The sequence below is a fragment of the Bradyrhizobium sp. S3.12.5 genome, from assembly GCF_040548225.1.
Classification (GTDB): Bacteria; Pseudomonadota; Alphaproteobacteria; order Rhizobiales; family Xanthobacteraceae; genus Bradyrhizobium; species Bradyrhizobium cytisi.
Map to the genome: position 1 here is coordinate 73,613 of NZ_JBEPRF010000023.1, position 26,056 is coordinate 99,668.

Genomic DNA, 26,056 nt, shown 5'->3' on the forward strand with positions numbered 1-26,056 from the left:
CCCGATCATAGGTCCATCCCATCGTCCGCGTCGAGGCTGACGGTCCGCGCAACGCCCTGCATCGAGCGGCTCAGAGCTTGTGCCTGGACGGCATCGGCATCACCCTCATCGAGGTCGGCGTCGAACTCATGTTCGCCGAGCGGTGCCTTGATCTCGATCTCCTCATGTTCCGGCAATTCCGGCTCGCGACGCAAACCGCCGTTCGCCTCGTCACTCCTGCGCTTGCGTCTGGTCAGTAGCGCGACTGATGGCGGAATTGGAGCGCCGGCCGACCAGTCATCCGGTCCTGCGGACAAGTTACGCGGTTCGAAGCGGGGCGGCTTCAACACACGTCGCTGGAACTGCGGATCCTCATAGTAGCGAACTTTCGTGGCGCGCACCGGGTGCACCCCGGAAATCATGACGATTGCGTCTTTAGGCGAGAGTTGCATGACCTCGCCTGGCGTCAGCAGCGGCCGTGAGGTCTCCTGACGGCTGACCATGAGGTGTCCAAGCCACGGGCTCAAACGGTGCCCGGCATAGTTCTTCATGGCGCGCAATTCGGTCGCGGTTCCAAGCGCGTCGGAGACGCGCTTGGCGGTCCGCTCATCGTTGGTCGAGAAGGCGATGCGGACGTGGCAATTGTCGAGAATGGCATGGTTCGGCCCATAGGCGCGTTCGAGCTGATTGAGGCTCTGGGTGATCAGAAAGCTGCGGATGCCGTAGCCTGCCATGAAGGCGAGTTGGCTCTCGAAGAAGTCGAGCCGGCCGAGTGCTGCAAACTCATCGAGCATGAGAAGGAGTTTTCGCCGGCGCCGGTCTGGATCCAGGCTTTCGGTCAACCGCCGCCCGATCTGGTTGAGGATGAGCCGCATCAAGGGTTTGGTGCGGACGATGTCGGATGGAGGCACCACGAGATAGAGTGAGACGGGCTCGGCGGCGTCGACGAGATCGCGGATGCGCCAATCGCTTCGCGCGGTGATCTTGGCAACCACCGGATCGCGATAGAGCCCCAGGAAGCTCATCGCGGTTGAGAGCACGCCGGAGCGCTCGTTCTCGCTCTTGTTGAGAAGCTCGCGCGCGGCCGAAGCGACAACGGGATGAACGCTACCTCCAAGATGCGGGGTTGCGAGCATGGCGTTGAGCGTAGCGTCGATCGGGCGGGAGGGATCAGACAGGAAATTGGCAACGCCTGCGAGGGTCTTGTCGGCTTCAGCGTACAGGACATGCAGGATTGCGCCGACAAGGAGAGAGTGGCTGGTCTTTTCCCAGTGGTTGCGGCGTTCGAGTGCCCCTTCCGGATCGACAAGGATATCGGCGATGTTTTGGGCATCTCGCACCTCGCAATCACCACGACGGATCTCGAGAAGCGGGTTGTAGGCGGCGCTGGCCGGATTGGTCGGGTCGAATAAGAGCACTGGCCCAAATCGCGCGCGCCAGCCGGAAGTCAACTGGAAGTTCTCGCCCTTGATATCATGAACAATCGTGGAGGCCGGCCAGGTCAGAAGAGTCGGTATGACGAGGCCCACGCCCTTGCCCGAGCGCGTCGGAGCAAAGCAGAGCACATGCTCCGGTCCGTCATGCCGTAGATAACGGCCCTCAAAACGTCCGAGCACGACGCCATCAGGCCCCAAGAGCCCCGCGCGCCTGACCTCGCGCGAATCGGCCCAGCGCGCTGAGCCGTAGGTGGTGACGTCCCTCGCCTCATGGGCCCGGAACACCGAGAGCATCATTGCCAGCGCGATTGCCGCAATTCCTCCGCTTGCGGCGATGGCGCCGCCCTCAAGGAAGATCACAGGCGCGTAAGCATCGAATTTGAACCACCAGGCGAAGAAGGCAGCCGGCTGGTAGATCGGCCACCCCCCGAGGCTGAACCAGGCGGGTCCAAGCTGCGGCTGGAAGGCAAGCCGCCAAGCGGTCCATTCGGTCGCCGCCCACAGGAAGGCGAGCACGATGAGACAGACCAGGATAACTTGGTGCCAAATGATCTTTGTCGCGGACATTTTGGAGATCTGGACGGCATCCACGAGCTGCGCGCAACCACATCGCCGGGATGTCGCAGTCCCGCGCATAAAACTGTAGCGATCGGCGGGTCTGGGTGGCACGTGTTCGGAGCTGACCTCTGGGCGAGCGACTGGGAGGACACAAGTCCAGACCAAGAAACGTGATCGAGCGGCCAGAGTCTGGGAAGAACATCATTCTGTTGCACGATGCCCAGGCCTGGACCGCCGCGATGATACGGCCCTTCCTGCGTTGCCTGCATGACAAGGCCTATCGGGTTGTGGATTTGGCACCGGCGGCCTCGGCCGGGACGAACGCCGAGATGGCCCGTTGATCGTGGCCCGGGGTCACGGTGGCGCGCATACCGCGCCATCGAATTAGCGCGTCAAAGTGAAAGGCCGCTCCTGCCTGAGCTGGCGATCGCCACACGATCTCTTGTCGATGTTGGCGTCCTCGCGGGATGCGACGACGGCTCTCACTCTGGGGATGAGAAGCAGCGGCTCCAGCCGACGTTCTGGTGCGCCCCTTGTGCCGCAGCAGGAGTCTCAAAAATGGCCCACATCTTGCTTCGACGATCGCAGATGAAACGGGACTCGTGAAGGCGACCACCGAACCCAAAACGCATTTCGCATGTCTTGCAGCACGGAGACGAAAGGAATGAACGATGCAATGGCCGATCTGTTGTTTTTCGCCGCGTCGAGCGGAAACGAGGTGGCTAACCCGGTTCCGGACAAAAATCTGAATCGCGTTGCTGCCAAGGAGCGCGCGTTGAGGAAAGGCTGGATCGTGCCCAAGCGTAAGGTGAGAGATCCGGCTTGTGGTGGGCAGGTTGAGGTCTTCCGCGTGACCGACGCCGGCAGAGCGCGCCTGGAGGAGCTTGGTGCTTGCAATGGTGCCGTCGAACGCTTCAAAGCGATGTTAAACTGAGCGATTGGCCGCCAGATCACGGATTCCGCAGAGATCGTCGGATCAAATCGAAAGTCCGCGCTTCCGACCAAAGCTCCACTCCACCCCTCCGGGACCAGCAATACCGTTCACCTGGCGACCCAGTTCGTGCTCTAGCTTGGGTACCCAGGGCACGAGCTGAAAGCCGAGGCCGTTGTCGATCATGGCAAAGCGGCCCGACGCAAGCGATAATCTCTGGCGATAGATTCCCGAAACAGATTCGCCTGCCTCCGCAGGCAAGTGCGCCAGCCCCGTCTCGCAGGCCAAACGCCGGCCTACCCCCTCGATTTCGCGGCGGCGGAGTGTCTCGATCAAGTTGCGGCCAAGCGTCACCTTGTCTCCGGCCCGGCGTGCCAGCCCCTGTCCTGCCAGCACGTCGATGCGCCGATCAAGCGCATCCCGCACCTCGGCACCAAAACCGGCACGCGAGAAATCGGCAGATTGGCGCGCCACAAGCTGCCGGTCGAGCCAGGTCGCGCCTTCCGCTGCGACCTGCTGGTCAATGGCGAGTTCGGAGCGTACCGCGAGCGCGATCCGTGTTCGGCCACGCGCGTCCTCGAACCGCCGGAGCTCCACAATCCCACCGATCGGCCCATCGCCGGCCGCCTCGATCTCCGAAAGCTTCAGGTGATGCACGCGACCGTCGACACCGTCGACGATGGCAAACGCCGAGCCCTTCAGCTCGTCGTCGTGGCCGCGTGCGAGGAGACGGCCGACAATAGGCTCGCCGTGGCGTTCGCCTTCGAGCGCCCAAGTTGACGGTGCGCGCGCGGCGCCGTCGTTCGCGAGGCTCTTGTGAAGCCGCTTGATGACATCGCCGCGCTCGCCCAGGATACGCAAACGCGGTTCCGCGTCCCCGGGGAGTACCCAGCGTGCAGGCCCCGCAGGCTCCGCCAAGCCGAGCCGCTCGAGCGTCCGCATCCGCCCGATTCGTATCTCCCGTAACGGATCGCGCCCGGCATCCCGGTCTGGCCTCAAATCAATCACTCCGTCCGCCGCGCCAGCTTCCCGAGCCAGCGCCCGGTCAAGCCTGGTCCAGCGTTCGGCCGTCACCTCCGCTTCAAGGACTTGGCGGATCTCGAGCTCCGATCGCGGGCCAAGCTCGCGCGTGACGAGATCGCCAGCGCGGGCGCGCAAGCCGGTTGCGATATAGTCGCGGCTGATGACGAGGTCTTCTCCATCATCGGCCCGGCCGCGCACGAGAATATGGATGTGCGGATGCTCGGTGTTCCAATGATCGACCGCAACCCAATCAAGTCCAGTACCGAGGTCGCGAGAGGCCTGAACCATGAGCTCACGCGTGAAGCTGCGCAAACTGGCGAGTTCGCCCGCATCGTCGGGCGAGACGATGAACCGAAAATGATGCCGGTCGCTTTCACACCGCTCGGCGAAGGCACGTCCGTCTGCAGCATCTCCCCCTGCATCAAAGAGTTGGCCTGGCGCCCCATCGCGGGTCACCCCGTCGCGCTGGAGATAACCGATATGCGCCCGCAGCGCGCCCGGCGAACGCATCCGTCGCACGACCCGCGCCTTGACCATGGCGGATCGCGCACGGTTGTTGAGGAGCCGCGTCGCTGCAAGGCTCGCCGCGCGACCGCGCCCAAACTTGCTGCCACGGCTGCGGCTGCCCCGCGAGAGACCGCCGCCCTTCTGAGCAGCCTTGAGCGCCTGCGCCAAGAACGGCTTTGTCCGAGGCGCGCGCGTCGAACGGATGCGGCCTGGGCGGATGCGGAAATCGTCGTTACCGGTCATCTTGCTCAACGGAACGTGTCGAAAATCGAGCCACCACGGGGAGTTGTCGGAAATCGCAAGTTGTGTCGGCCATTCGCAATGTTTTCCGGATCATTGAAATCGATGCAGTTTCTGCCCACAACCGACCGGCCGCACCTTGCGGCTTTTATCCTGCCCTCCCCGGTCGCTCACTCTCAGCTCTCTGCCGACCACTCTCAACGTTGCGACCAGCTTCGACATCATGCGACGAAATGCGATTGCGATCATCGGGACTGCACCTCGTCTGATCGCCGCACAAACAGGCCCGTCGTCCGAGGTACGAGTGCAGTCGTACCTGCCTTAGGCGCTGCTTTCGACGAATTCATTGTGCGGACGCTAGATGCCGAGTTTCCGTCAGGGAATAAGCTCTCGGACCGCTCAACAAAAACTGGCGCTTGCTGCCACGCGGCGAAGCGTCTGGCACCCGAACCACTGCTGTTGCGCTGCTCAATGCCGATCAATGGTGCGAGTCTAGCGTTGTAGATTTGTGTTTCATCCGGAAGCGGTCGACCGGTGGCCAGGTGCTCCTCGTACCGTTTTGGTCCCGCATTGTAGGCACCGAGAAACCCTTCCGATCCGAAACGATCGAGCATCTCGCGAAGGTACGCTGCCCCAGCCATAATGTTGTCGTGTGGATCAAACGGATCGATACCGAGATCGTAGCGAACGCTCAGCTCGACCCAGGTCGCGGGCATGATTTGCATCAACCCGAGCGCTCCCCGAGGTGATATGGCGTGCGTATTCCCGCCGCTTTCGGCCTGCATGACAGCACGGATCCAACGCTCCGGGATCCCGAACCGATGCGAGGCTTCGGTCACGAAGGCGGTGTATGCAAGCCCAGGAAGCAGGTTTGAGGAGCGCGCAGCTTGTGCGCGCGATCCAGCCTCCGCTCTGCCGGCCGATGGCGCTGCGAACGTCATGAGAATTCCCAGAAAGCAAGCAGCGGCTCCCGATAGCAATGTGCGGACAGCCGCCAAGGACAACGTTCTTCCCGGCCGGCACTGAGCCGGCGCGAGACGGCCCCGACGCGCGCCGATTGCGGGCAATTTGGCCGGGATGGAGAAATGATGTTGGGATGGGCCGAATAGAGAAACCGCAAGCCATTGGAGCAATGCCGGCATTTGTCAGTCCCCCCTGGTCCACACCGGTACCGCTTGCCCGATGACGGCCGATGTCGGGAGCGGTCCGAAATATCTGCCGTCAAAGGACTCCGGCGACTGCCAGTTCATGAGAAAGACCTCGTCCTCAGCGACGACCCGGCAGCCCTGCCAGGCCGGCAATGGCCTGCCACGGCGGTCGCGCTCGCGTGCCTGGCCCATTTCGATGCCGTCGACGACGATTGTGAGTCCTGTTCTGCAGACGGTTTGCCCGGGCAACGCCAGCACGCGCTTGAGCATCGGAAGACCGCTCGGCAAATAGCCGTTGAAGTCGAGGAAGCTCGCAAGCGGCTCTGGTGGCCGAACGGCCACGAGCTCAGTGACGTGCAATCGTGCGGTCTCTTGCAAACGGTAGAGGCCGATCGGCACACTTTCGGAAGCGTTCCAGATGTACGATAGTGAGGTGTCGTTGACCGGCCAAAGCGCGAGCGTTGTGGCCCCACATATCGCAAGAATGATGCTTAGCCGTCCCATCAGAATAAAATCCTGCAGCGGCGGAGCCATGCCTGGTGGCGCGCACGCGTATAAGGTCGTGGCGTTTCGTTGACGGAAAGCCGGTTGTGGACGTGATGCCAATACTCGGAGGCTGCATCGGTAGGATCGATGCCGAGTGACTCCACGGCCTCGATCAACTGGAGAACGCGCTCGACCTTTCGCCAGCCAGCGAGCCGCAGCAGGCTTTCGCCGCCGGGGCTGACCCAAGGCACGGTCGAATACCGCTGCCCCGGCGTGATCGCGCGCAGAATGTCGATGCGAGAAAGGGTGGTTCCGAAGTCATTGGACGTCCAGCGCACGAACGCAAAGATGCTGCCTGGCACAAACGAGAGAATGCGCCTGTGATGGTCAAGGATCTTCTCCGATGCAGGCTTGCCGAACCGGATTCGGTTCTCGATCCGCTTCTCGAGCCACAAGAGTTCAACGGTTGTGAGGTCGCTCACCTGGCCGCTCCATAGTCATGAGAGGAATCTTGGACATGCCAACGGGTGCGCTGTCGCCAGCGCATCGACGTCAGAGCCTTGGTTTCGGCAGAATGGTCGTGATGAAGCGTCGATGATCGGCGTTGTCGAAGCGATGCAGCGCTCGTTGCTGCTGCCGAGGATCGCAGCCGAGTGGCTCCAATTCGTTACAAAGTATCCAAAAGATTCCAGGTTAGGCGGGGTACTGGCCGGTGCCCCCTCGGCGGCCGTGCTGCTGAGAAGATGCCTCGCAACGACCCGCGAACGGAACGCGCGGTGCGTTCCGGCGGTCGGCGGTGGAGGCGAATGATGGACTTCTATGGAAGGGTCGATGTGTCGCTGGAGAGGATGAACATTTGCGTGGTGGACGGCGATGGCAAGGTCGGCAGGGAGGCGAAGCGCGATACCGATCCGGATGCGATCGAGCTGTTCCTGGTGAAATGGGGCATTCACTTGAGACGTGTCGGTCCTGAGGCCTTCTCCTACAGCGCCTGGCTGTTCACGGCGCTTGTCGAAAAGGGCCTCTCGATGATCTGCATAGAGACCCGGCACGCCAAGGCGGCGCTGAACGCGATTCTGAACAAGACCCACGGCGCCAACGGCATTGCGCAGATAATGCGGACCGGCTGGTTCCGCGCGGTTCTTGTCAAGTCGGAGAGCGCACAGACGTTGCGGGCGCTGCTGGTCGGGCGCAAGACGACGCTGGGCAAATTGCTGGGCATGGAGAACATAATCCGCGGCCTGTTGCGCCCGTTCGGCCTCAAGGTCGGCGAGATCTCGGTCGGCCGTTTTGACGCGCGGGTGCGCGATCTCTTGGCCGGGAAGAAGGAATTGGAAGCGATCGTCGCGCCGCTGTTGGACGCCCGCAATGCGATGCGCCTGCAGCTGGCAAAACTGCACCGCATGGTCCTCACGGCGGCGCGCAGCGACAGCGCCGTACGACGGATGATGACAGTGCCCAGTGTCGGCGCGCTCGTGCCGCTGACGTTTCGCGCGACCGTCGCTAATCCGGCCCGATTCAAGAAGTCGAATAACGTAAGCGGCCATTTCGGGCTGACGCCACGGCGCTATCAGTCGGGCCAGAACGACCCGATCGGCAGCATCTCCAAATGCAGCGATGAGCTGACGCGGACGATGCTGGGCGAGGCTGCGATTGCGATCCTCACACGCATTCCGAAGAACCTTAAGCTGCGGCTGTGAGGCCTGCGGCGGGCCAGAAAGAAGGGGCTGAAGCGCGCGGCGACCGCGGTGACGCGCGCGCTCGCCGTGCTGCTGCACAAGATCGGGATCGATGGCACGACCTTCCGCTTCGGCGTCGGCGGTAAGCGCGGCCGGGTCGCTGCGGCGGCTTAAGGGCCTCCGCAACCCGGCCGCTTCGACACGCGCCTTCTCGTTCCGCCACGGCGGAGCGGCGTCTCCCGAAGGGACGGGGATGTGGGTGAGATCGCGAGCTTTCTTGCCGGCGGCTTCACGCATACCTTTGAAGTCATCAAACCTGGCGCTGGTTAGCCTGAGCGCCGATGCTCCAGATTCCGGCATGTGGTGGCCGTCGTGCCAACCACGGACGTTAGCGAGCGCTCCTCGACGAGCGAGCTGCCGCAAAAGGACATGACGCGCATCAGGCGACGAGGTCGACCCCAACGATCGCGAAGATTTGCGCGCGATCCCGTTCGCACGCGCAGATTGGAGAAAGGAATCGCATCGCAGAGAAGCTTTGCGCATGAGAGAATCCGCGCATGAGGCATCCTCGCTGCATGCACGACGGACTTGTTCACAACGCGCCGATTCACAACAAGAAGTTAGTGTCAGTACGTTAGTAAAGTTACGGGAGGAGGAAGTCTTGGCGCCGCAAAGCCTTAGGTCCGATTCCGGTCCTCGATAGCACGAGCATCGCGTCCCCGATGGCACGAGGGTTCTGGTCCCTGATAGCACGAGCGAATTCACAGCTTATCCCCAGCAGGAAGGACGAGGCCACGCTTGCGCAGTCGCTTGCTCAACGGGCCGATTGGTACTGGTGCGAAATTCAATCGCTCTTCGCCGTTCGGATCATGCGTGATGATGAGCCTATAGCCCGGCAATGCCTGACGACGGACAATCTGACGCAGGTCGTAGGCAAAGTGTTTAAGCGGCGACAGGCTCCCGGACTTGGCATGCAAGTGCACGAGATCGACGCTCCAACCGCCATTCTGACGGCCGCCGTGCTTGCGGACGAGCCGATAGGGCCAGCGCTCCAATCCACCGGTCAGATCGAAATAGGCGCGGTCAATCGTCAGCACGAGCGCTTCATCAAGAACGCCCGTGTAGAACCAATCGGGCAGGATCAGCTCAATTCCACGGGCATGCCCGTGCAGATCGGCTGTCTCTTTCCATTCGTTGATCCAGGAGAAGCGATGCCGCCGGCGTTCGCTCGGCTGCCGGATCGATGTCATCACAGTGGTCGATTGCAGCCGGTCGAGCGCAGCCTTCAGGCGGTCATAGTCGCGCACGCTGGTGCCGCGGCCGACGAAGGTCAGGATCTCGTAAGGGGTCGCTGCCATCAGCCGGGACGTTTTGAGGCCGGCATCACGGGCTTCGACAATCTGCGAGGCAACCCAGATCAGAACGTCCGCGTCCCAGATCGTCGCCATGCCATGTTCCGGCACGGCTTCGACACGAATGGTGATGGTGCCTGCGCGGAAATCGATGGGAACAATCCGCTTCGACTTTGCGAGCGAAAAGAATGGATAAGCCATCAGGTCTTGTGCGTCCCGTGGCGCCAGATCGCCAGGAAGCGCACGAAACAGATCGAGTTGGTCGCGCTCTGATCGCCGCCTCCCGCTTGCCGTGGGGTTGCTGTCCGGCATGGGTCAGCGCCGCTCCTTGCCGGCATACGGAATGGGTGTGTGCCGTTTCGCGGGCAGGACCGTGCCTGTGCCGGGATCGCTGGTGGACGTTTTGGCGCCGCGGTCAACCCACGCCTTCAGGTCCTCGAGAGCATACACAACGCGACCGCCGAGCTTGCGGTAGGTGGGGCCTGTCCCATAAGTGCGGTGCTTTTCCAGGGTTCGGCCGGAGAGTCCGAGAAAGCGCGCCGCTTCGGGCGTGCGCAGGTATCGCGGCGGCAGGCCGGCGTTTGGATCGGGCATTTGCAAGGCTCCGTGGTCGTCTGGAGCGCGGCCGGCTCGGCCCGCGCATCGACGGTCACGATGGCGCAGTAGGAGGGCTTAGGGGGATGCCGAAGATCGAGCGATGATTTTCGGCACCCCTGCTCTACTCCTTGCGAGATGAGGGACGTAGCAATGCGCGATAGCCGCCGCGCATCAGAGCCCAGCCAGCCTGCACCAGGCGGATGGTCCGGCTGCGCAATTCGTGGGTTTTCCAAGCGCGCTCAGGGATGCGTTTTCGGCCGAACAGCACCTCGGCGATGACGCGATATGACGCACCATCCATGCGTCCATCGAGCGCTCGCAGCACCAAGACGAGTCGTTCGCGCCGCTGCGCCGAAAGCTGGTGAAGGGGAGGTCCCGGCCGGCGGCCCTTGATTGCGCGCCAGAGCCGATGTGAGGCATGGGCGCGGATCTCAAAGTCCGCATCGAGCGGCAGTTCGGCCGCATAAGAGACACCAAACTGCGGCGCCTCTTTCAGCCAGAGATGATGTTGTGCCCCTTGAATGCGCAATACGGCATGCCAGCCGTCAGATGCCTGTCTGATGGTGCCCGATGAAAGGTCGGTAAGCCGTAGCCTCGCGCCGACCGCTTTTGAGCCGGACGTGCTCTGAACGAGCGGCACCACCGTCGGCAACGCCTCAGGTGCCCAGAAGATTGTCTGTTGGTAAAAGGACCCCTGAGGGTCATGAGCGAAAGCAGACGCCCCATCTCCTTCGGAATTCGGAAGTCATCTGCGATCGATTTTCACGATAGGAGGCTCGATAGTTGGGGCTGCGCCGCAGTGACTCCCAGGCGAAATCCGCCATCTCGCCCGACTTGATAGCGTGCTGATACGCCTCCGGTGAGCGCCAGTCGAACTCGGACATTGCTGTGATCCCCTGCCGTAAGTCGATTGCGGCGCAATGTCTATGAAGCTTGGGATTGTTGGGGAAGTCACCAATTATGCATTGCGTGATGCACGCAGGCGATCACTCGTCAGCGGGGAAATCTGTTCTCGAGTACGAATTCTTCATGACAGATTTTACTATTTTGGCGCGCCGCCGCGAAGCAAGTCACGGTAGCCGTGGTCTGCCATCCATTTTGCACGGGCCAGATGACTATCAAACGCATTGCGGGCGCGAGCCGGTTCGCGATCCGGATCGATGTGCAACACGATCCGAGCCACTTCTTTCCAATCGGCGCCGTCAGTCTCGGCATCAAGAAGTCGCCAATACGTTACCAGATGCTGCTCGTCATAGGTCGTCAGCACCGGCTCAATCGGTGCAACATCCGCGACGTCAGGATCTAGCTGCGGCTTCGTCATGACCATCCCAGCAAACAGCGAAGATTCTAACCTCTCTGAACGGCCGAAATTGTTTAAGCGTTCCCAATTTTAGCCCCATTTCGGGCCGGCCGGCCAGCGAGGACCGATGAATACATACTATAGGAGATAAACCTCATAGTATGTAAAGACGCAATTTGCGCTAATGGACATGCGCAAGTTGGTCGGTCGAAATTTCGCAAGACTGCGGAAGCAGAAGCGCTTCACGCAGGAGAAATTCGCCGAAGTGTCCGGTTTCACCCAACAGTATATCAGTGACCTGGAACGTGGGCGCCGCAATCCAACCGTTGTAACCTTGTTTGAACTCGCCAGCACGTTGGGCATCAGCCACGTTGATCTCGTCCTCCCGGACGAAGAGGCGCGAAATGAGCGATCGAAGCCTGCGAGGCGCAAGTAATCGGGCCTCAAATTCGGCCAAACGAGACCGGTACCTTCGCAAATCGCGCCCTAAAGATGACGCGCCGGCCTCTCATCAAATGTAGTTGCTCGTCAGCTGCGCATGAATCAAACCTAGCACAATGGCGCAACGGCCTGTCGGCCGATGCGCGGACTGGGTCGGAGTTTAGGAAGCCCCGCTCGAGGGATCGGGCGGGGCTTCGTGGAGAGATTCTTACTCGCCGTTCTTGCGGGGCCGCGACCAGAGCAAGGTGTAGCCTTCGCCGCCTTCCTCATCGAACAGGTTTGCGTAGATCGGCGCGTTGAACGAGGGGTCGTCGAGCTTGAGCGAGAGGTAGTCGCGTCCCTCTTCGGAGCGCTTCGACCACGCTGCCCCGATCTCCGCCCGGCCCACATAGATGCGGTGGCTGGGAGCGTTGTCGTTGGAGCGGTTGGTCTCGGCGACGATGCGGACGCCCTTGGCCTGCAGGCTCAGGGTGATGATCTCGCCCTGGAAATCGTTGGCGACCTTCTTGAAAGAACCGATGTTAGCCATGTCACTTCTCCTGTTGTGTTTCGAGCCCGCGACCACCGCGGCCTCGATGGCGATCTAGGGCCGAAGACGATCGGCGACGCACCCGCTCGCGGGCCGGAGCGCAGCGGAGGACGCCGTTGCGGCGACTTTCTTGCCTCGCGAGGAATGGGCGCAGCCCAGGGGAAGAAAGTCGCAGCAACGGCGTTGCGGCTCAGACGATCGAGGCGCAGCCGGTCTTCGGCCAGATCAAGCCATCAAAGAGGCCACGTGGTCTGCGTGCTGAACCGCAATCTTGAGGAGAAGACTGGCGAATCTCGGTTCTGCTGAACAAGGGGTTGCTACGGTTCAGCGCAGAAAGAGAAACAATCTGCCGCAAAGGGCGATATAGTCCCGGAAGGAATGATCGAACGCGGCGCGCCGCCCCACCGCAGCTATGTGGGCCGGACAGATTGCTAGGGCTGGCTTAAAGTGCTCCTAGGAGGGCCGCGATTACCTCTCGCTCAAGCTCGACGACACTCGCTCAACATGACGCCCTGTGCGGTCTTGCTCGACCGATGATGGCGACGAAGCATCATCGCTCATGCGTGCTGGCTGTGAGAACTGGTCGAGGCATATTCCCCGCCACCCCGCCGCCCGATTCCAAAGGGCGGAGCTCCGCAAACACGGTCACGCGCGTCCATGCCGTCCCGCCGATGCAAACCGCACTTACGCAAGCAAAGGCCTCGCGCCAAGCCAGCGAAGGCACCCCGATCTGCGACAGGGCAACCACCGCATGATAGCCGGCGATTGCCGCAGGGACGGCGAATGCGGTTGCGATCGCGATGCGCAAGGTCAAGGACCGACTACCGGCGACGGCGACTTGACCCGCGGCAAGCGTCAGCGTGCCAGAAGCAATTCCGATCAGCAGTGCGCCGATGACGCCCGCGCCATGACGAAATGCCAACATGCCTACACTGAGTGCGACGAAAAACGGTAGCGCATACACCGCGAGGGCAAAGATGGCCCAGCAGAACAAGCCAATGCCGAGTGTGTTGAGAACAAGCCCAAGCGCGAGCATGGTGGTGGCTCCATGTGCATGGATTTATGAATCGCGCCTTCCACCACCACCACGGCGCAGTTTTGGATGTAAAAACGAAACGAGGCGGAGTTGCGGCGTGCAACTTCACCTTGGCGTCTTCGAGGCGACGGCGCTCATGCGCCGCCGAACCTCCAAACGGGGATGCCGAGCCGCTTCGCCTTGTCGGCCAGGTTGTCCTGAATTCCCGTGCCCGGGAAATGCATGACGCCGATTGGCAGGAGTTCGAGCATGGCGTCGTTGCGCTTGAAGGGGGCTGCCTTGGCATGTTTCGTCCAGTCAGGCTTGAACGCGATCTGTGGCACCCTGCGATTGGTCGCCCATTTGGAGGCGATCAGTTCGGCACCCTTGGGCGAGCCGCCATGGAGCAGGACCATCTCGGGATGCTTGGCGTGAACCTTGTCGAGACGGTCCCAGATCAAGCGGTGGTCGTTGCAGTCGAAGCCACCGGTGAATGCGATTTTCGGTCCTGCTGGCAACATGACCTCAGTCTCGGAACGACGCTTGGCGGCGATGAAGTCGCGAGAGTCGATCATTGCTGCGGTAAGCGTTCGGTGATTGACCAATGATCCCGACCGCGGACGCCAGGCCGAGCCGGTGTGGACCTCAAATCGCTCGATGGCTTCATCGCGGAACAGTTCCAGGCAATTGCGGCGCTCGATCAGCGTGATGCCTTCGGCGGTCAGGCGCTCGAGTTCGACCGATCGGACTTCCGAGCCGTTCTGCTCGCGTTGGCTCTTGCGCTGCGCTTGCTCGTTGTCATCGAGTTGGCGTTCGACACGCTCGACGGCGCGATGGAAGAGGTTGACGGTCGACCAAAGCAGGTCGTCAAGGTCCGGCTCGAGCCGCGTGTCGTTTAAGGTCGCAACCAGGGCGTCAAAGATATCGGCGACAGCGCCAATGATGGCCTTGCCTTCCGGTAGCGGTCTCGGATCGGGCTGGTCGTCGAAGGGACGATAGCCGAAGAGCTGTAATTCGGTGAGGACGTAGTCGGTCGGAGAAGAATCATGCGGCGGTTCGATGTCGTCATGATCGGTCATGGCAAGCGGTCCTTTGCCGGATCGGCCGCGACCATCGCGGCCTTCGTGGCGATCCTCTGACGGCGGGCGGAACGGGCCAGCACCCGAAAGGGCCGAAGCGAGAGCGGAGGATGGCGGAGGCCGGCTATTTTGCTTCGCGATGCAAAGCGCGCCTCTCGGATTGCTCATGTGGCTTCTCATCGCCGGCGCGCGGCGGAAAATAGCCGGACGCAGCCATTGCCGGCCCGGGCCGCTTGCCGTCCGATCGCCCTCTAGAAGGCCGAGGTCGCGTCCTCTTCCGGTATTGGCCTCGCCTATGGCCGGCCTATCAACGTCGATCGAAGACCCGGAGCTATTCCGCGACCGCCACCGGCGAATTCAGGAGGCGGACGACGTCCTCTGGTGCGAGTTGAAACCGCAGGGCCGCTCGGAGGGCATCAAGACCGAAGACCTGCAGATCTTCGTTGAAGTCACCCAATCGAGGCGACAGCGCGATTGCTTCTATGCCGGCATCTGCTGCGCGCTGGGTCAGAACGGCGTGCACCGTATCGCCAGCGACATCGGCATCGCGTGCGATGTAGAGGCGACGCAGGCCGGCCGGGAGCAACATGGCCGAGAGGTGACTGGCCGAAAGCGCAGCCGCCATCGGCATAGTCGGCAGCATGTAGCGTAGCGAAAGCATGGTTTCGATACCCTCGCCGGCAGCGAGCACGTCGTCCGCCACACCGAAGCGAACAGCGTTGCCGAGCAGGTCGCCCATCGCGCGTCGTGGTGTATCGATCGGAGCCTTGCCGAGCCGAACACGATCAAAGCCATCCGGGTCGAGCCAGGTCCGGTGCACGCCGGTTATCCGACCATCGAGATCCGTGACGCGGGCGATCATCGCCGGCCAGATTTCAGTCGGCAAATGGTCGTCGGGCCGATAGTAGCACCGTGGGTGGAAGCGCAGGCTGCCACCATGGTGGATGCGGATTATGCCGCGGCGCTGCAAGTACGTTTCAGCCACCGTCCCCTCGATCGGACTGGATATCGCAAAGAGCCGACGGGCGGCTCGGTGCGATCCGGGCGGTGCGAGTGGGGGAACAGCTCTCGGTGCAGGTTGCTGCTCAGAACGAGGAAGCTTGAGAAAGCGCCTCGCCTCCTCGGCGACCTCACGAAAGTCTCGCAAGGCCAAGCTTTCGCGGATGATGTCGAGGAGATCACCATGCTCGCCGGTTGCGGCATCGGTCCACTTGCCCGCCGCGCCCTTCAGCGATTCCTGGAGCCGCACAAATAGCGAGCGGCCCGGGGTGTTGTGGACATCGCCGACCACCCAGTACCGCCCCGCCCGCTTGCCATTGGAGAGATAATGCCGGCACACCGCCTCCGCCTCGCGCGCGAGGCGGCGTGCCAGCTCAGAGGCGTCGCGGGACATCAGGCCGCCTCCCGCTCGCTGGCACGCTCGACTGGATAGCGGTCGAGCACCTTCGCCAGGATCGCGACACCGCTCGCGTCCGTGGGCACGAACATGCGCAGCTTCCAGGAGATGATCTCCCCAAAGAGGCCATAAGCCCGCAAGCGATCACGCATCGTGTCGTTGAAGCCCGACAGTTCGATGCGGTGTGTACCCATCACCCGGACGCGGCGAAGCTGGAGCCCCTCCGCAAGATCGAGGACGGTCCGTCCCTCCATCAGCGCGGCGAAGGCAGCGTCTGGCGTCAACGCCGGCGCGTCCGCCGCAAGGATGTTCGCAACCCAGGTCGCCGAGACCTTGCGGCCGATGATCCGCTCGCCCGAATCGGTCTGCAGCCGATAGACGCGCGTCGACTCATTCGGCAGCCGCTTCCAGATCGGCAGCAGCAAGCCGGCCACGACGTGGATCGTGCTTTCCGTGAACTCAGGTACCTCGGCAAGCTCCGCCAGCCAGCTTGCGGCGAAGCGTTCGCGGTCGGCGTCCACCCAATGGCTTTCCGCCATAACGGCCAAGGGGACGGTGTGCTGCTCCATCGGCCGGATCAGGCGGACGCGCCGCTCGATCTCGCCGTCGTCGAGCATGACGCTCGCTGCCGGAACCTGCACGGCGGCCCGTCCCGAGCGTTCGTTGATCAGCAGGACGGCACGAACATCGGAAAGACGACCAAGAGCATCATCCAGGCTCACAGGATGATTGCGCTGGCGCTGGGAGATCGTGAGCAGCCGGGTTTCGGCGCCAGTGCCGGGATGAACGTAAATCGTGCGCCGGTCGGTGACGACAAAGCTCTCGACGCGGAGTGTTTCCAGCCCGAGGTCATAGGTGCCCGAGGCAACTGCGCCTTCGATCCGAGCCGTCAATAGCTGCTCGAAGACGGTGAACAGGATGTTCTGAAGCTCGATCGTGAGTGCCAGCAATCTGTTCAGGAAAGTCGTGATCGGCGGCAGGTCATCCCTGAGCCCATTAGCATCCGTCAGCTTCAGGCCGGTCGCATCCTCAAATCTCTCGAGCGAGCAGCCCTCGACTTTGCCGCGCGCCAGCAACGTGTAGAGTTGGCGCAAAGCGTCGCGGCCGTACTGGCTTTCGAGATTGTCCTCGGGCCGGAACAGACCCTGCCCTCCGGTCTGACGCTGGCCGCGCGTGATCGCTCCCAACGTGTCGAGCCGGCGGGCAATGGTGCTGAGAAAGCGCTTTTCGGCCTTCACATCGGTGCCAATGGGCCGAAACAGCGGCGGCTGCGCCTGGTTGGTGCGGTTGGTGCGGCCGAGGCCCTGGATCGCGGCGTCGGCCTTCCAGCCGGGCTCGAGCAGGTAATGGACCCGCAAGCGGCGATTCCGGGCCGACAGCTCGGCATGGTAGCTCCTCCCCGTGCCGCCCGCGTCGGAGAACACGAGGATGCGCTTGACGTCATCCATGAAGGCCGCCGTCTCGGCGAGGTTTGCCGAACCGGCGCGCTTTTCGACGACCAGCCGGTCTCCCTTGGGAACGATGCGGCGCGAACGGCCGGTCACCTCGGCGACCATGTCGGTGCCGAAGCGCTGGACGACCTGGTCCAGCGCTCCCGATACCGGCGGCAGCGACGCAAGCTTGTCGATGAGGCGGTCGCGGCGAGCGACGGCTTCCCGGCTCTCGACTGGTTGGCCGTCGCGATAGACAGGCCGGGAGCAGAGATTGCCTTCCTGATCGGTGAAGGGCTCGTAGAGCTGGACCGGAAAGGAATGGGCGAGATAGTCGAGGACATACTCGCGCGGGGTGATGTCGACCTGGACGTCGCCCCAGTCCTCCGTTGGAATCTCGGCGAGCCTGCGCTCCATCAGCGCTTCGCCCGTCGACACGATCTGGATGACAGCGGCGTGGCCGGCCTCAAGGTCGCGCTCGATCGATCGGATCAGCGATGGCGTCTTCATCGAGGTCAGGAGATGGCCAAAGAAGCGCTGCTTGGCGCTCTCGAAAGCAGATCGCGCGGCCGATTTGGCCTGGCCGTTCAGCGTGCCGGTCGCGCCGGTGATGTTGGCGGCCCGCATTGCGGTGTCGAGATTATTATGGATGACGCTGAACGCGCCAGCGTAGGCGTCATAGATCCGAACCTGCTCGGGCGTGAGCTGGTGCTCGACGAGCTCGTACGCGACGCCTTCATAAGACAGAGACCTCGCCGCGTAGAGACCGAGCGCCTTGAGGTCACGCGCCAGCACCTCCATGGCCGCGACGCCGCCCTCCTCGATCGCCTCGACGAACTCGGAGCGGGTGGCGAACGGGAAATCGGCGCCTCCCCACAGGCCCAACCGCTGGGCGTAGGCGAGATTGTGGACCGTCGTGGCACCGGTCGCGGAGACATAGACGACGCGGGCATTCGGCAAAGCGTGCTGGAGCCTTAGACCCGCACGCCCCTGCTGGGAGGCCGCCCCCGGACGATTGCAAGCAATCGCCTTGAGGTCGCCGCGCTCGCCCTTCTGGCCTGCCGCGTTCTGCATCGCGTGGCTCTCGTCGAAGACGATCACTCCGTCGAAGTCGGAGCCCAACCATTCAACGATCTGCCGCACGCGCGAAAGCTTCTCGCCACGCTCGTCGGTGCGCAGCGTGGCGTAGGTGGTAAATAGGACACCTTCCGAAAGCCTGATCGGGGTGCCCTGCCGGAAACGTGACAGCGGCGTCACGAGCAACCGCTCCATGCCGAGCGCGGACCGGTCGCGCTGCGCATCTTCGATCAGCTTGTCGGATTTGCTGATCCAGACCGCTCGGCGGCGGCCCTTGAGCCAGTTATCGAGCAGGATGCCGGCGACCTGCCGACCCTTGCCCGCGCCGGTGCCGTCGCCCAAGAACCAGCCGCGCCTAAAGCGGACAGCATCTTCTGCATCGTCGCGTGCAGCCGCCACAACGTCAAAGGTCGCATCCAGCGTCCAAGAGCCCGCAAGAAACTCGGAATGCGCCTCGCCGGCATAGATAACGCTCTCAACCTGGGCGTCGGACAGGATCCCATCGGCCAAGACATTGGCCGGCAGATGGGGCCGGTAAGACGGCTTCGGCGGCGCGACCGAGGCCATCGCTGCGGACTGCACGAGCTTGGTCGGATGTGCATGCGCGTCCGGAATACGGATCGTCTGCAGTGCGTATTCCTCATAAAGCGCGTCGCTCAGTCGAGCACCTTCCGGAGGCGTCCATCCGACCGTCTCGTAGCTGAGCTCAACGCCATCGGTCGCGCCATCTTTGGAAGTGGACGACGGCCGTGGCGCAAAGGCGCTGACTGGCCGCGAAGTCGTGGGGCGCCTGATGAGCTCGACCATGACGGGAGTGGCAGCGGGCAGCCTCGCGGGCACGTGCTGGCTTACCCAGTCAAGCAAGGTGGCGACATCGCTCGCCATGCCCGGTGAAGCGGGAAAGACTTTCGGGTCTGCAGCAGGCTGCTTGTCGATCACAAGCAGTCGTGTGTCAGTTTGCGTTCCGTGCTTGGCGTAAACAGCGCCATCGATGGCGGCAGAAAACACCACCCGCCCGCGCTGTTGGAGGCGAACAAAGCCATCGCGCCATGCCGGACTGTCCGGCGCAAGGCTCGCGCCGGTAATGGCAACCAGACGCCCACCATCGCAAAGACGCGCCAAGGAAGAGGCGATGTGCCGGAGGGCTGCGTCCGCCATCCGTCGATCGACGTTCGCCAATGCCGAGAACGGCGGGTTCATCAGGACGATGCTCGGTAAGACACCCGCATCGAGGTGATCATCGATTTGGGCGGCGTCGAACCGCGTGACCCTAGCCTTGGGAAACAGATGATCGAGCAACGCCGCTCGGGCCTCGGCCAGCTCGTTCAATACCAAGGCGCCTCCAGCGAGCTCGGCAAAGATGGCGAGCAAGCCGGTCCCCGCAGAGGGCTCCAAAACCCGATCGGACGGCGTGATGCCGGCCGCGGTACATGCGGCAAGCCCAAGCGGGATCGGGGTCGAGAATTGTTGAAAGGCCTGGCTGTCCCCGGAGCGCCGCGTGTGGGTCGGCAGCAGACTGGTGAATCTCGCGAGCATCGGCAGCATCGCGGCCGTCGAGCCGGCCTTGACGCGGATAGCCGGGCCAAACTTGCGAAGGAACAGAACGGTTGCCGCCTCGCAGACATCATAGGCGGTCTTCCAGTTCCAGACGCCGCTGGCGTCGGAAGCGCGGAAGGCAGCTTCCATGGAGCTACGCAGGACAGCGGCATCAATGCGACGGCCGCGCTCGAGATCAATCACGAGCTGTCGCGCGGCCCTGACGGCGGCGGACGTGAGAGTTGCAGCGGCACGCATCGAGAGCGGTGTGGCGGCAGCGCCGCCGGCGAGAGATTCGGTCATGACAGGGTTTCTTTCGGAGAGCAGGAACGGGTCGAACCATCAGGCGCTCTCCTTAAGACCCGACGGCTCAAACCCTTCCCGGCCCGGCTCTCCCTCTCATTCCTCGCCCATAAAAATAGGGACCGGCGCGGCACACCGATCCCCAAGCAACGGTGGGACGGCGGGAGCCATCCCGTTCTAGATGTCACTCAGCCGCGTCGAGCTGTTGCGGATCATTCTCGCCCGCGTTCTCCTGATCCTCGTCCTCGCCGAGGAATTCTGGAAGCGGGCCCGCTTCACTCTCCTGCTCACCTGACGCCGCATGGGGATCGACCAGACGCAGCGGCTCCGGCAACCAGCCCGAGCCATCGAGAAGACGCTCGGCCTCCTTGGCCATGTCGGCCTTCTTCAGGTGGTCGATCAATTGCGCGGAAGACTCGCCCTTACCTTCCCGTACTGCCTCCAGAATGCGAGGCTTGGTGACCCGGCCGAGATAGTTGTCGACGGTGGGCTCCCAACCCAGTTGAACCATGTCGAGGCCGACCGCTCGTGCCAGCACATCAGCCTGGTCGAGCCGGGTGCGGACGCCGTGGGCGGAGACGCGGCCCTGATTGTACCGGTTGGCCGGCTCAAAGACGGCGTTGACCGCAAATGACGCACAGTGAGCGAACAGCGATGCCTGTGCGGCGCTGTCGAGGGCCGTGAGCGCATCCCAGAGATCGTTCTCGCCCGTCGGCAACCGTGTTTTCCAGGATTCATGCCGCGCCTTGACGGCCTTCGCGGACGCGCTTTCCCTCAAGCCAGGCGCTTGAGCCGGAAAGGCCGGCGTCCGAAGGCCGATCTCAAGGCAGCTTCCGGACGACGCGAACCGGTAAAAGGCCGTCAGCACGAAATTGTGCAGCACCGCCTGGAATGCGATGGCAGGATTTTCTGCGAGCGCATCCCGCAATGCCAGCGTGCGATGCGCCGTCAGCTCGGTGATCAGCCGATCCGGCAAAGGTTTTGTCGCGTCCTCGTCGTCTTCTTCTGCGTCAGCAGCGCCGCCGGCCAACGCGATGACCGTGCGCTGGACGGAAGGACCAGCCGCCTTCCCCTCAATCGACAGTGTATCGGCGCCCCGCACGACATCGGGCTCGGCTGCCGACAAGTCATCCTCCGGCCGGACGTAGCCCCGGTCCACCGAGAGGCGCCCTTCGGAATCGATGCTGACGAAGACGCCGGCGCGGCCGATCTCGGCCGGATCGTAAATCATCGGCCGGTTTTCGAACGCGACCAGTGCCGTCTCGATTTCGCTGAGACGCTGATCGACCTCATCGGGCAACTCGTCGGCATCCTGATAGTCGGATTCAAGCCTGGCTTGCTCGGCGTTGAGCGCGTCGATGGTGGCCTGCTCCTCCGGGGAAAGGTCGACCGGTTTGCCCTCGATTTCGCGCAGGCCATCCGTGAGGCCGTAGGGGAACTCAACGGACACCGAAATCCACTTCCACCCCTCCGCTGCAATCGCCTCGGCTTCGGCTTTGAGCTTTTCTGCCACGAGGCGGTCGAGCAAGGCCACATCCTGCAGCCAGCCGCCGTCATCGTGCTCGAACAGATCCCGCAAAACGCCGCCACCCGCCTGCTCGTAAGCATCCAGCCCAATGAACTGAACGCGGCGATCGGACGCGCGCACGGTATTTTCCGTGAGCATTCGCCGGATCTGATAGGGCTCATCATAGCCGGATCGGCTGACGATCTCCCAGACCTGCTCCTGCCTGGCGTGGTCGGCGGTAACGGAGAAGGCCATGAGCTGCTCGAGGGTCATGCCGTCTTCGGCGTAGACGTCGTGGAGCTTTGGCGACACGGAGGCAAGCCGAAGTCGTTGCTTCACGACGGCCGCTGTCACGAAGTGCCGGGCCGCGATATCCTCGTCGGACATACCGGCGCCACTCAAGGTCTGGAAGGCTCGGAACTGATCGAGCGGATGAAGCCCTACCCGCTCGTCATTCTCTGCAAGGGAGTCATCTTCAGCGATGCCGCCCTCGCGTACGACACAAGGAACCGCCAGTGTCTTGGCCATGCGCTTCTGCTTCACGAGAAGCTCGAGTGCGCGATAGCGCCTGCCGCCGGCCGGCACCTCGAACATGCCGGTCTCATTGCCTTCGGCATCCACAACCGCCCGCACGTTGAGACTTTGCAGCAGCGTACGCTGCGCGATGCTTTCGGCGAGCTGTTCGATGGAAACGCCCGCCTTCACGCGGCGGACGTTGGACTGGCTGAGGACCAGTTTGTTGAACGGAATGTCACGTGAGGGGGACAGCGTGATCTTTTGGACAGCCTTGGTCATATCCATTCTCCACGACGGGCGGCCGGGAGCCTCTCTCTCGGCCTCCAACCCGTCGCGAAAACCACCGCTCCCCTCTCACTCTCTGTTCGAGGCAGCAGGTGAGAAACTCACGCCGCCTCCTGCTCCCCTCTCTCGGTCGTCATGTCGACAGTCCCTTCCGGCAGGAAACCAAGGAGATAATCCGCAACCTTGCTGGACTGCGAAGCAGCTCGCACGATCGCGCGATTATCCTCTCGCAGCACCTCCAGCCAGGAGCCGATATAGTCCGCGTGCCGCACCGTGGGCACAATGCCGAGAGAAGCGCAACTGAACGCAGACGAGATTTCGGCAATCAACTCCTCAAAGGCGTACTTCCTGGTACCGTAGCTGCCTGACAGGTCGCGGTTGAGGCGTGACGGATGGCCGCTGGCATGCCCCTTATGCCGATATCGGCATAAGGCGCATAATGCCGCGATCCAGATTATGCCGCATGGCCTCTGTTGGAGGCTGGATATCCCGGTGTTGGCCATGCGGCTGTTCGGCATAATCAGAGCCCTTCAAGGAACGCGAGCAGTTTGTCGTCCGGCCGGAACCGACCCGGCGGCGCGGGTGGTGCGGCGACGAGAGCGAGCGCCTTTTCCTTCATCCGCATATCGGCGTGGATGTAGATCTGGGTGGTCTCGACGTTCTCGTGACCAAGCCAGAGCGCGATCACCGCAGGATCGACGCCATGATGGAGCAGGTCCATCGCCGTGCTGTGGCGCAGCGTATGCGGTGTGACCCGCTTGGTGCCGATGCTCGGGCACGCGCGCGACGCCGTGAGGCAGTGCTTGCGGACCAGATGCTCAAGAGCGTCACGGCTCAGCCGTTCGCCCCGGATCGACGGGAACAGCGGCTTGCTCTGATCTTTGTCGTTGCCGATCCACGTCGCCAGCAGCTTGGCTGTCTCGCGGCGAAGTGGGGTGGCGCGCTCCTTGCGACCCTTGCCCATGCAACGGATGTGAGCGCCGGTTCCAAGCGCGACATCGCCCCGGGTGAGCCCGACCAGTTCGGAAGCTCGCAGGCCTGTCTGGACCGCGAGCAACAGCAGAGCATGATCGCGCCGGCCCGCCCATGTGGTGCGATCCGGAGCCGCCAGCAACGCCGCCATCTCTTCGGCATCGAGGAACGTAACTGCACGCTTCACATAGCGCTTGTTGGGCATGGCTAGGATACGCTGGCAGTGCAGTAGCCAGGTCGGATCGGTCATCGCGACGAAGCGGAAGAACGATCGGATCGCCGCGAGCCGGGTGTTGCGGCTGCGAGCGCTATTGCCCCGCGTGGTCTCGGTATGGGCGAGGAAGTCCGCGACCAGATCGGCGTCGATATCTTCGACCGTCAGGTTGACTGGCGGCTTGTTGCGGCGAGTGCTCGCGTACCTGAGCAGCAGCCGGAACGTATCGCGATAGCCAGCGACCGTATGTCGGCTCGCCTCCAGTTGCGTGCAAAGCCGCTCGGTGAAGAAGCGCTGGATCAGCGCAGGTAAGGCGATGGTGCTCATTGTGCCATCTCCCCGCCGCTCGCGGTGGCGCGGCCCATCGCTAGATCGAGCAGTTCCGGGACCGCCTCCAGATACCAATATGTTCCAGAGGGGTTGCTATGACCCAGATAGGTCGTCAGCCGGATCATCTCGCGCGCCGGGTCCTTGCCAGTCCGGTACCAGTTGATCATCGTACGCACGGCGAAGGTGTGGCGCAGGTCGTGGATGCGCGGTCCCCGGCCATGCCGCTGGTACTGCTGCTCGGATCGCAATCCGATCTGCTGGCATGCTTGCGCAAAGTTGTAGCGGGCCCCACAGTCGGTGAGCCGGGTCGCCTTGTCAGTTACGAACATCGGCTTCGCCGGATGACCGATCAACCGGTCGCGTTTGACGCGATAGTCTAGCAGTCGCTCGACGGCGCTGGGGTCGAGCGGCAGCAGCCGCTCCTTACCGTTCTTACCCTGTCGGACGCGTAACACACCATTATCGGCATCGAGGTCGTCTCCATCGAGCGCGAGCGCCTCGCTGACGCGCAGGCCCGTGATCGCGATGAGTGCGAACAGCGTCGAGCAGGTCAGCCCGCGCAATCCGCAAATCGACGGAAGTGCCATTGCGGCCGCGATGATCGAAGCGACTTCCGCATCGCTGTAGATATACGGTCGGGAGCGCATCACGGTATTCGGCAACAATCCCCGGGGCGGGGCTTCATGCGCCAGATCGAAGCTACTTAGCCACTGCGCGAAGAGGCGCACGACGGTAAGCCGCGCCGCTCGCGTCCTGCCGTTGGCCTCGTCGAGCGTAGCATGCCAGCGCAGGAACAGCGCCGTGTCGATATGCGTCGCACGCTCGCGGTCGGCAAACCGCGTGAAGCGGCGGAGGATGCGCTCGCTGGTGCTCAGGTCGTAGCCGAGGCTGCGCCGCACGGCCAGATAGCGATCGAGTTGGGAGGTGAGGCTCATTGCGCGCCTCCCACTACGGGCCAGGGCATTGCTATCGACCGCAGCCCATCTATGTCGAGACGGGCATATATCATGGTCGATGTGCGTGAGCGATGCCGCAGCACGTCGCCCACCTCGTCGAGCGATGCACCCGAGTTCACCAACTGGACCGCAAGGCTATGACGCAGCAGGTGCGATCCCACATAGGGCGTCACCGGTTTCTGGCCGGTCGCCTTCAGGGCATCCTTTAGGACGGCGTTGACGATTTGGCTGTCATTGAACGGACGGTGTGGCGCGCGATGGGTAACGAACATCATGCGGCAGGACGTGGGGCCGCGCTCCTCGCGCAGATAGCGGCTCAGCGCATCGCCAACCTCCGAGCTGATCGGTACGCGATCGTGGAGTTTGCCCTTGCCACGAACCAAGAGTTCGCCCGCGCGCCAGTCGACGTCGTCCAACCGGATCGCGATGACCTCGGCAGCACGCAAGCCAAGCCGGGCCATGATGAGCAGCATCGCATAGTCCCGAGCCCCGTGCCGCGGGTTGTCGCGCACGCAGGCGAGCACCGCCTCAACGCCCTCGGGCACCAGATGGCGCGGCAGTCGTGCTCCCCAGCGTTTCGCCGTTCTAGGCAGACTCAGCGCTAGATTGGTCGCTGTCGCGCCGCTGCCGAACAGATATTGCAGGAAGATACGAACATGCGTCGCTACCGTCTTGTCGCGCCGCGCACTTGCCATTACGTGCTCAAGGAAGCTGATCACGTCGGCGGGCCGCAACCGCCCCGGATCAACCATCGCATCGCCAAAGCGATGATCGAGGAACCGGTTGGCGAACCGCAGCGTGTGATAGATCGTCCGCGGGCTAAGGCCGCGATGCTTGACCAAATAGGTCTCGAAGTCCGCCAGTAGGGCCGCACGCGCTTGCTGCGCCTCGCTCAACGGCACTGGATGCGTCACGCCGATATCGAGGAGATGCTGCGCGAACCGGCGGGCCAACCTATACGGCCATATCGTGCCGGTTTTCTTACGCGGCACCTTGCGTCCCAGATGCTCGGCCATATCAAGCGTCAACGCTGAAGGACCGATGCCCTGGACATCCATCGCGTGACCCACCTTCCGTAGGATCGATAGGTAGGTCTTGACCGTTCCGGCGCTGTAATTCTCCGCCGCAAAACTCGCTGCGAACGAGCCAAGATGCGGCTCGATGCAGGTCTGCAAATATTGAGACATGATCTTCGTGCTCCTTGTTGTTGGAGCGACGAAGATTATGCCGAATG

22 protein-coding genes and 1 pseudogene are annotated in these 26,056 nt (G+C 62.8%); 3 read left to right on the forward strand and 20 right to left on the reverse strand.

Going from position 1 to position 26,056, the window contains the following annotated elements:
- Window positions 1–5: 5 nt before the first annotated feature.
- A complete protein-coding gene (locus ABIC09_RS29010) occupies window positions 6–1,982 on the reverse strand; it encodes a conjugal transfer protein TraG (protein WP_354111386.1) in 1,977 nt (658 codons plus the stop codon).
- Between the two features lie 655 nt (window positions 1,983–2,637).
- Here ABIC09_RS29010 and ABIC09_RS29015 point away from each other — a divergent pair.
- Window positions 2,638–2,907: a hypothetical protein gene (locus ABIC09_RS29015; RefSeq protein WP_354111387.1), complete on the forward strand. Its 270-nt coding sequence runs from the start codon at window positions 2,638–2,640 to the stop codon at window positions 2,905–2,907.
- 42 nt (window positions 2,908–2,949) lie between these two features.
- Here the strand turns inward: ABIC09_RS29015 and ABIC09_RS29020 are convergent, their stop codons facing one another.
- The 4 genes from ABIC09_RS29020 to ABIC09_RS29035 all read right to left on the reverse strand — a co-directional run bounded on the left by ABIC09_RS29020 (window position 2,950) and on the right by ABIC09_RS29035 (window position 6,790).
- Complete coding sequence (locus ABIC09_RS29020) at window positions 2,950–4,677, reverse strand: relaxase/mobilization nuclease domain-containing protein (RefSeq protein ID WP_354111426.1); 1,728 nt, start codon at window positions 4,675–4,677, stop codon at window positions 2,950–2,952.
- Between the two features lie 242 nt (window positions 4,678–4,919).
- On the reverse strand, window positions 4,920–5,615 hold the full coding sequence (locus ABIC09_RS29025; protein ID WP_354111388.1) for a lytic transglycosylase domain-containing protein: 696 nt from the start codon (window positions 5,613–5,615) through the stop codon (window positions 4,920–4,922).
- A 204-nt stretch (window positions 5,616–5,819) separates the two neighbouring features.
- Window positions 5,820–6,326 carry a S26 family signal peptidase gene (locus ABIC09_RS29030; protein WP_354111427.1) on the reverse strand — a complete coding sequence of 169 codons (507 nt, stop codon included), beginning with the start codon at window positions 6,324–6,326 and terminating at the stop codon, window positions 5,820–5,822.
- The gene (locus ABIC09_RS29035) at window positions 6,326–6,790 is read right to left on the reverse strand and encodes a DUF2840 domain-containing protein (protein ID WP_354111389.1); all 465 of its coding nucleotides are present in this window, start codon (window positions 6,788–6,790) and stop codon (window positions 6,326–6,328) included. Before ABIC09_RS29035 ends, ABIC09_RS29030 begins: the two co-directional genes overlap by 1 nt.
- Window positions 6,791–7,114: 324 nt before the next feature.
- Between ABIC09_RS29035 and ABIC09_RS29040 the strand changes: the two genes are divergently transcribed.
- Window positions 7,115–8,008 carry a transposase gene (locus tag ABIC09_RS29040; protein ID WP_354111390.1) on the forward strand — a complete coding sequence of 298 codons (894 nt, stop codon included), beginning with the start codon at window positions 7,115–7,117 and terminating at the stop codon, window positions 8,006–8,008.
- Window positions 8,009–8,748: 740 nt separating this feature from the next.
- On the opposite strand, the gene ABIC09_RS29045 is transcribed toward ABIC09_RS29040, so the two are convergent.
- The 5 genes from ABIC09_RS29045 to ABIC09_RS29065 form a co-directional block, all read right to left on the reverse strand.
- Window positions 8,749–9,651 carry a replication initiator protein A gene (locus ABIC09_RS29045; RefSeq protein WP_354111391.1) on the reverse strand — a complete coding sequence of 301 codons (903 nt, stop codon included), beginning with the start codon at window positions 9,649–9,651 and terminating at the stop codon, window positions 8,749–8,751.
- A gap of 3 nt (window positions 9,652–9,654) precedes the next feature.
- Window positions 9,655–9,933, reverse strand: coding sequence for a helix-turn-helix transcriptional regulator (locus ABIC09_RS29050; protein ID WP_354062539.1), 279 nt, complete (start codon window positions 9,931–9,933; stop codon window positions 9,655–9,657).
- Window positions 9,934–10,057: 124 nt separating this feature from the next.
- Window positions 10,058–10,579 carry a DUF2285 domain-containing protein gene (locus tag ABIC09_RS29055; RefSeq protein WP_354111392.1) on the reverse strand — a complete coding sequence of 174 codons (522 nt, stop codon included), beginning with the start codon at window positions 10,577–10,579 and terminating at the stop codon, window positions 10,058–10,060.
- A 58-nt stretch (window positions 10,580–10,637) separates the two neighbouring features.
- The gene (locus ABIC09_RS29060) at window positions 10,638–10,820 is read right to left on the reverse strand and encodes a transcriptional regulator domain-containing protein (protein WP_204513416.1); all 183 of its coding nucleotides are present in this window, start codon (window positions 10,818–10,820) and stop codon (window positions 10,638–10,640) included.
- Between the two features lie 158 nt (window positions 10,821–10,978).
- Window positions 10,979–11,257: a DNA -binding domain-containing protein gene (locus tag ABIC09_RS29065; protein WP_354111393.1), complete on the reverse strand. Its 279-nt coding sequence runs from the start codon at window positions 11,255–11,257 to the stop codon at window positions 10,979–10,981.
- Window positions 11,258–11,426: 169 nt separating this feature from the next.
- Between ABIC09_RS29065 and ABIC09_RS29070 the strand changes: the two genes are divergently transcribed.
- The gene (locus ABIC09_RS29070) at window positions 11,427–11,672 is read left to right on the forward strand and encodes a helix-turn-helix domain-containing protein (protein ID WP_246709846.1); all 246 of its coding nucleotides are present in this window, start codon (window positions 11,427–11,429) and stop codon (window positions 11,670–11,672) included.
- A gap of 213 nt (window positions 11,673–11,885) precedes the next feature.
- Here the strand turns inward: ABIC09_RS29070 and ABIC09_RS29075 are convergent, their stop codons facing one another.
- From ABIC09_RS29075 to ABIC09_RS29120, 10 genes and pseudogenes are all read right to left on the reverse strand, one after another.
- The gene (locus ABIC09_RS29075) at window positions 11,886–12,206 is read right to left on the reverse strand and encodes a DUF736 domain-containing protein (RefSeq protein WP_354111394.1); all 321 of its coding nucleotides are present in this window, start codon (window positions 12,204–12,206) and stop codon (window positions 11,886–11,888) included.
- Window positions 12,207–12,756: 550 nt separating this feature from the next.
- Window positions 12,757–13,242 (reverse strand): hypothetical protein, encoded by a 486-nt coding sequence (locus tag ABIC09_RS29080; protein WP_354111395.1) that lies wholly within the window; start codon window positions 13,240–13,242, stop codon window positions 12,757–12,759.
- Window positions 13,243–13,376: 134 nt separating this feature from the next.
- Window positions 13,377–14,300, reverse strand: a complete 924-nt coding sequence (locus ABIC09_RS29085; protein ID WP_354111396.1) for a DUF2493 domain-containing protein — start codon at window positions 14,298–14,300, stop codon at window positions 13,377–13,379.
- 331 nt (window positions 14,301–14,631) lie between these two features.
- Window positions 14,632–15,693 (reverse strand): DUF7146 domain-containing protein, encoded by a 1,062-nt coding sequence (locus tag ABIC09_RS29090; RefSeq protein WP_354111397.1) that lies wholly within the window; start codon window positions 15,691–15,693, stop codon window positions 14,632–14,634.
- Complete coding sequence (locus ABIC09_RS29095; RefSeq protein WP_354111398.1) at window positions 15,693–20,042, reverse strand: strawberry notch-like NTP hydrolase domain-containing protein; 4,350 nt, start codon at window positions 20,040–20,042, stop codon at window positions 15,693–15,695. The genes ABIC09_RS29090 and ABIC09_RS29095 overlap by 1 nt, the downstream gene beginning before the upstream one ends.
- A gap of 184 nt (window positions 20,043–20,226) precedes the next feature.
- The gene (locus ABIC09_RS29100; RefSeq protein ID WP_354111399.1) at window positions 20,227–22,344 is read right to left on the reverse strand and encodes a ParB/RepB/Spo0J family partition protein; all 2,118 of its coding nucleotides are present in this window, start codon (window positions 22,342–22,344) and stop codon (window positions 20,227–20,229) included.
- Between the two features lie 107 nt (window positions 22,345–22,451).
- Window positions 22,452–22,757: pseudogene (locus tag ABIC09_RS29105) on the reverse strand (zincin-like metallopeptidase domain-containing protein); the annotation flags it as partial.
- A gap of 113 nt (window positions 22,758–22,870) precedes the next feature.
- On the reverse strand, window positions 22,871–23,863 hold the full coding sequence (locus ABIC09_RS29110) for a tyrosine-type recombinase/integrase (protein ID WP_354111400.1): 993 nt from the start codon (window positions 23,861–23,863) through the stop codon (window positions 22,871–22,873).
- A complete protein-coding gene (locus ABIC09_RS29115; RefSeq protein ID WP_062314858.1) occupies window positions 23,860–24,801 on the reverse strand; it encodes a tyrosine-type recombinase/integrase in 942 nt (313 codons plus the stop codon). Before ABIC09_RS29115 ends, ABIC09_RS29110 begins: the two co-directional genes overlap by 4 nt.
- Entirely contained in the window at window positions 24,798–26,009 is a 1,212-nt protein-coding gene (locus ABIC09_RS29120) for a tyrosine-type recombinase/integrase (protein ID WP_354111401.1), read from the reverse strand. The genes ABIC09_RS29115 and ABIC09_RS29120 overlap by 4 nt, the downstream gene beginning before the upstream one ends.
- Window positions 26,010–26,056: the final 47 nt, after the last annotated feature.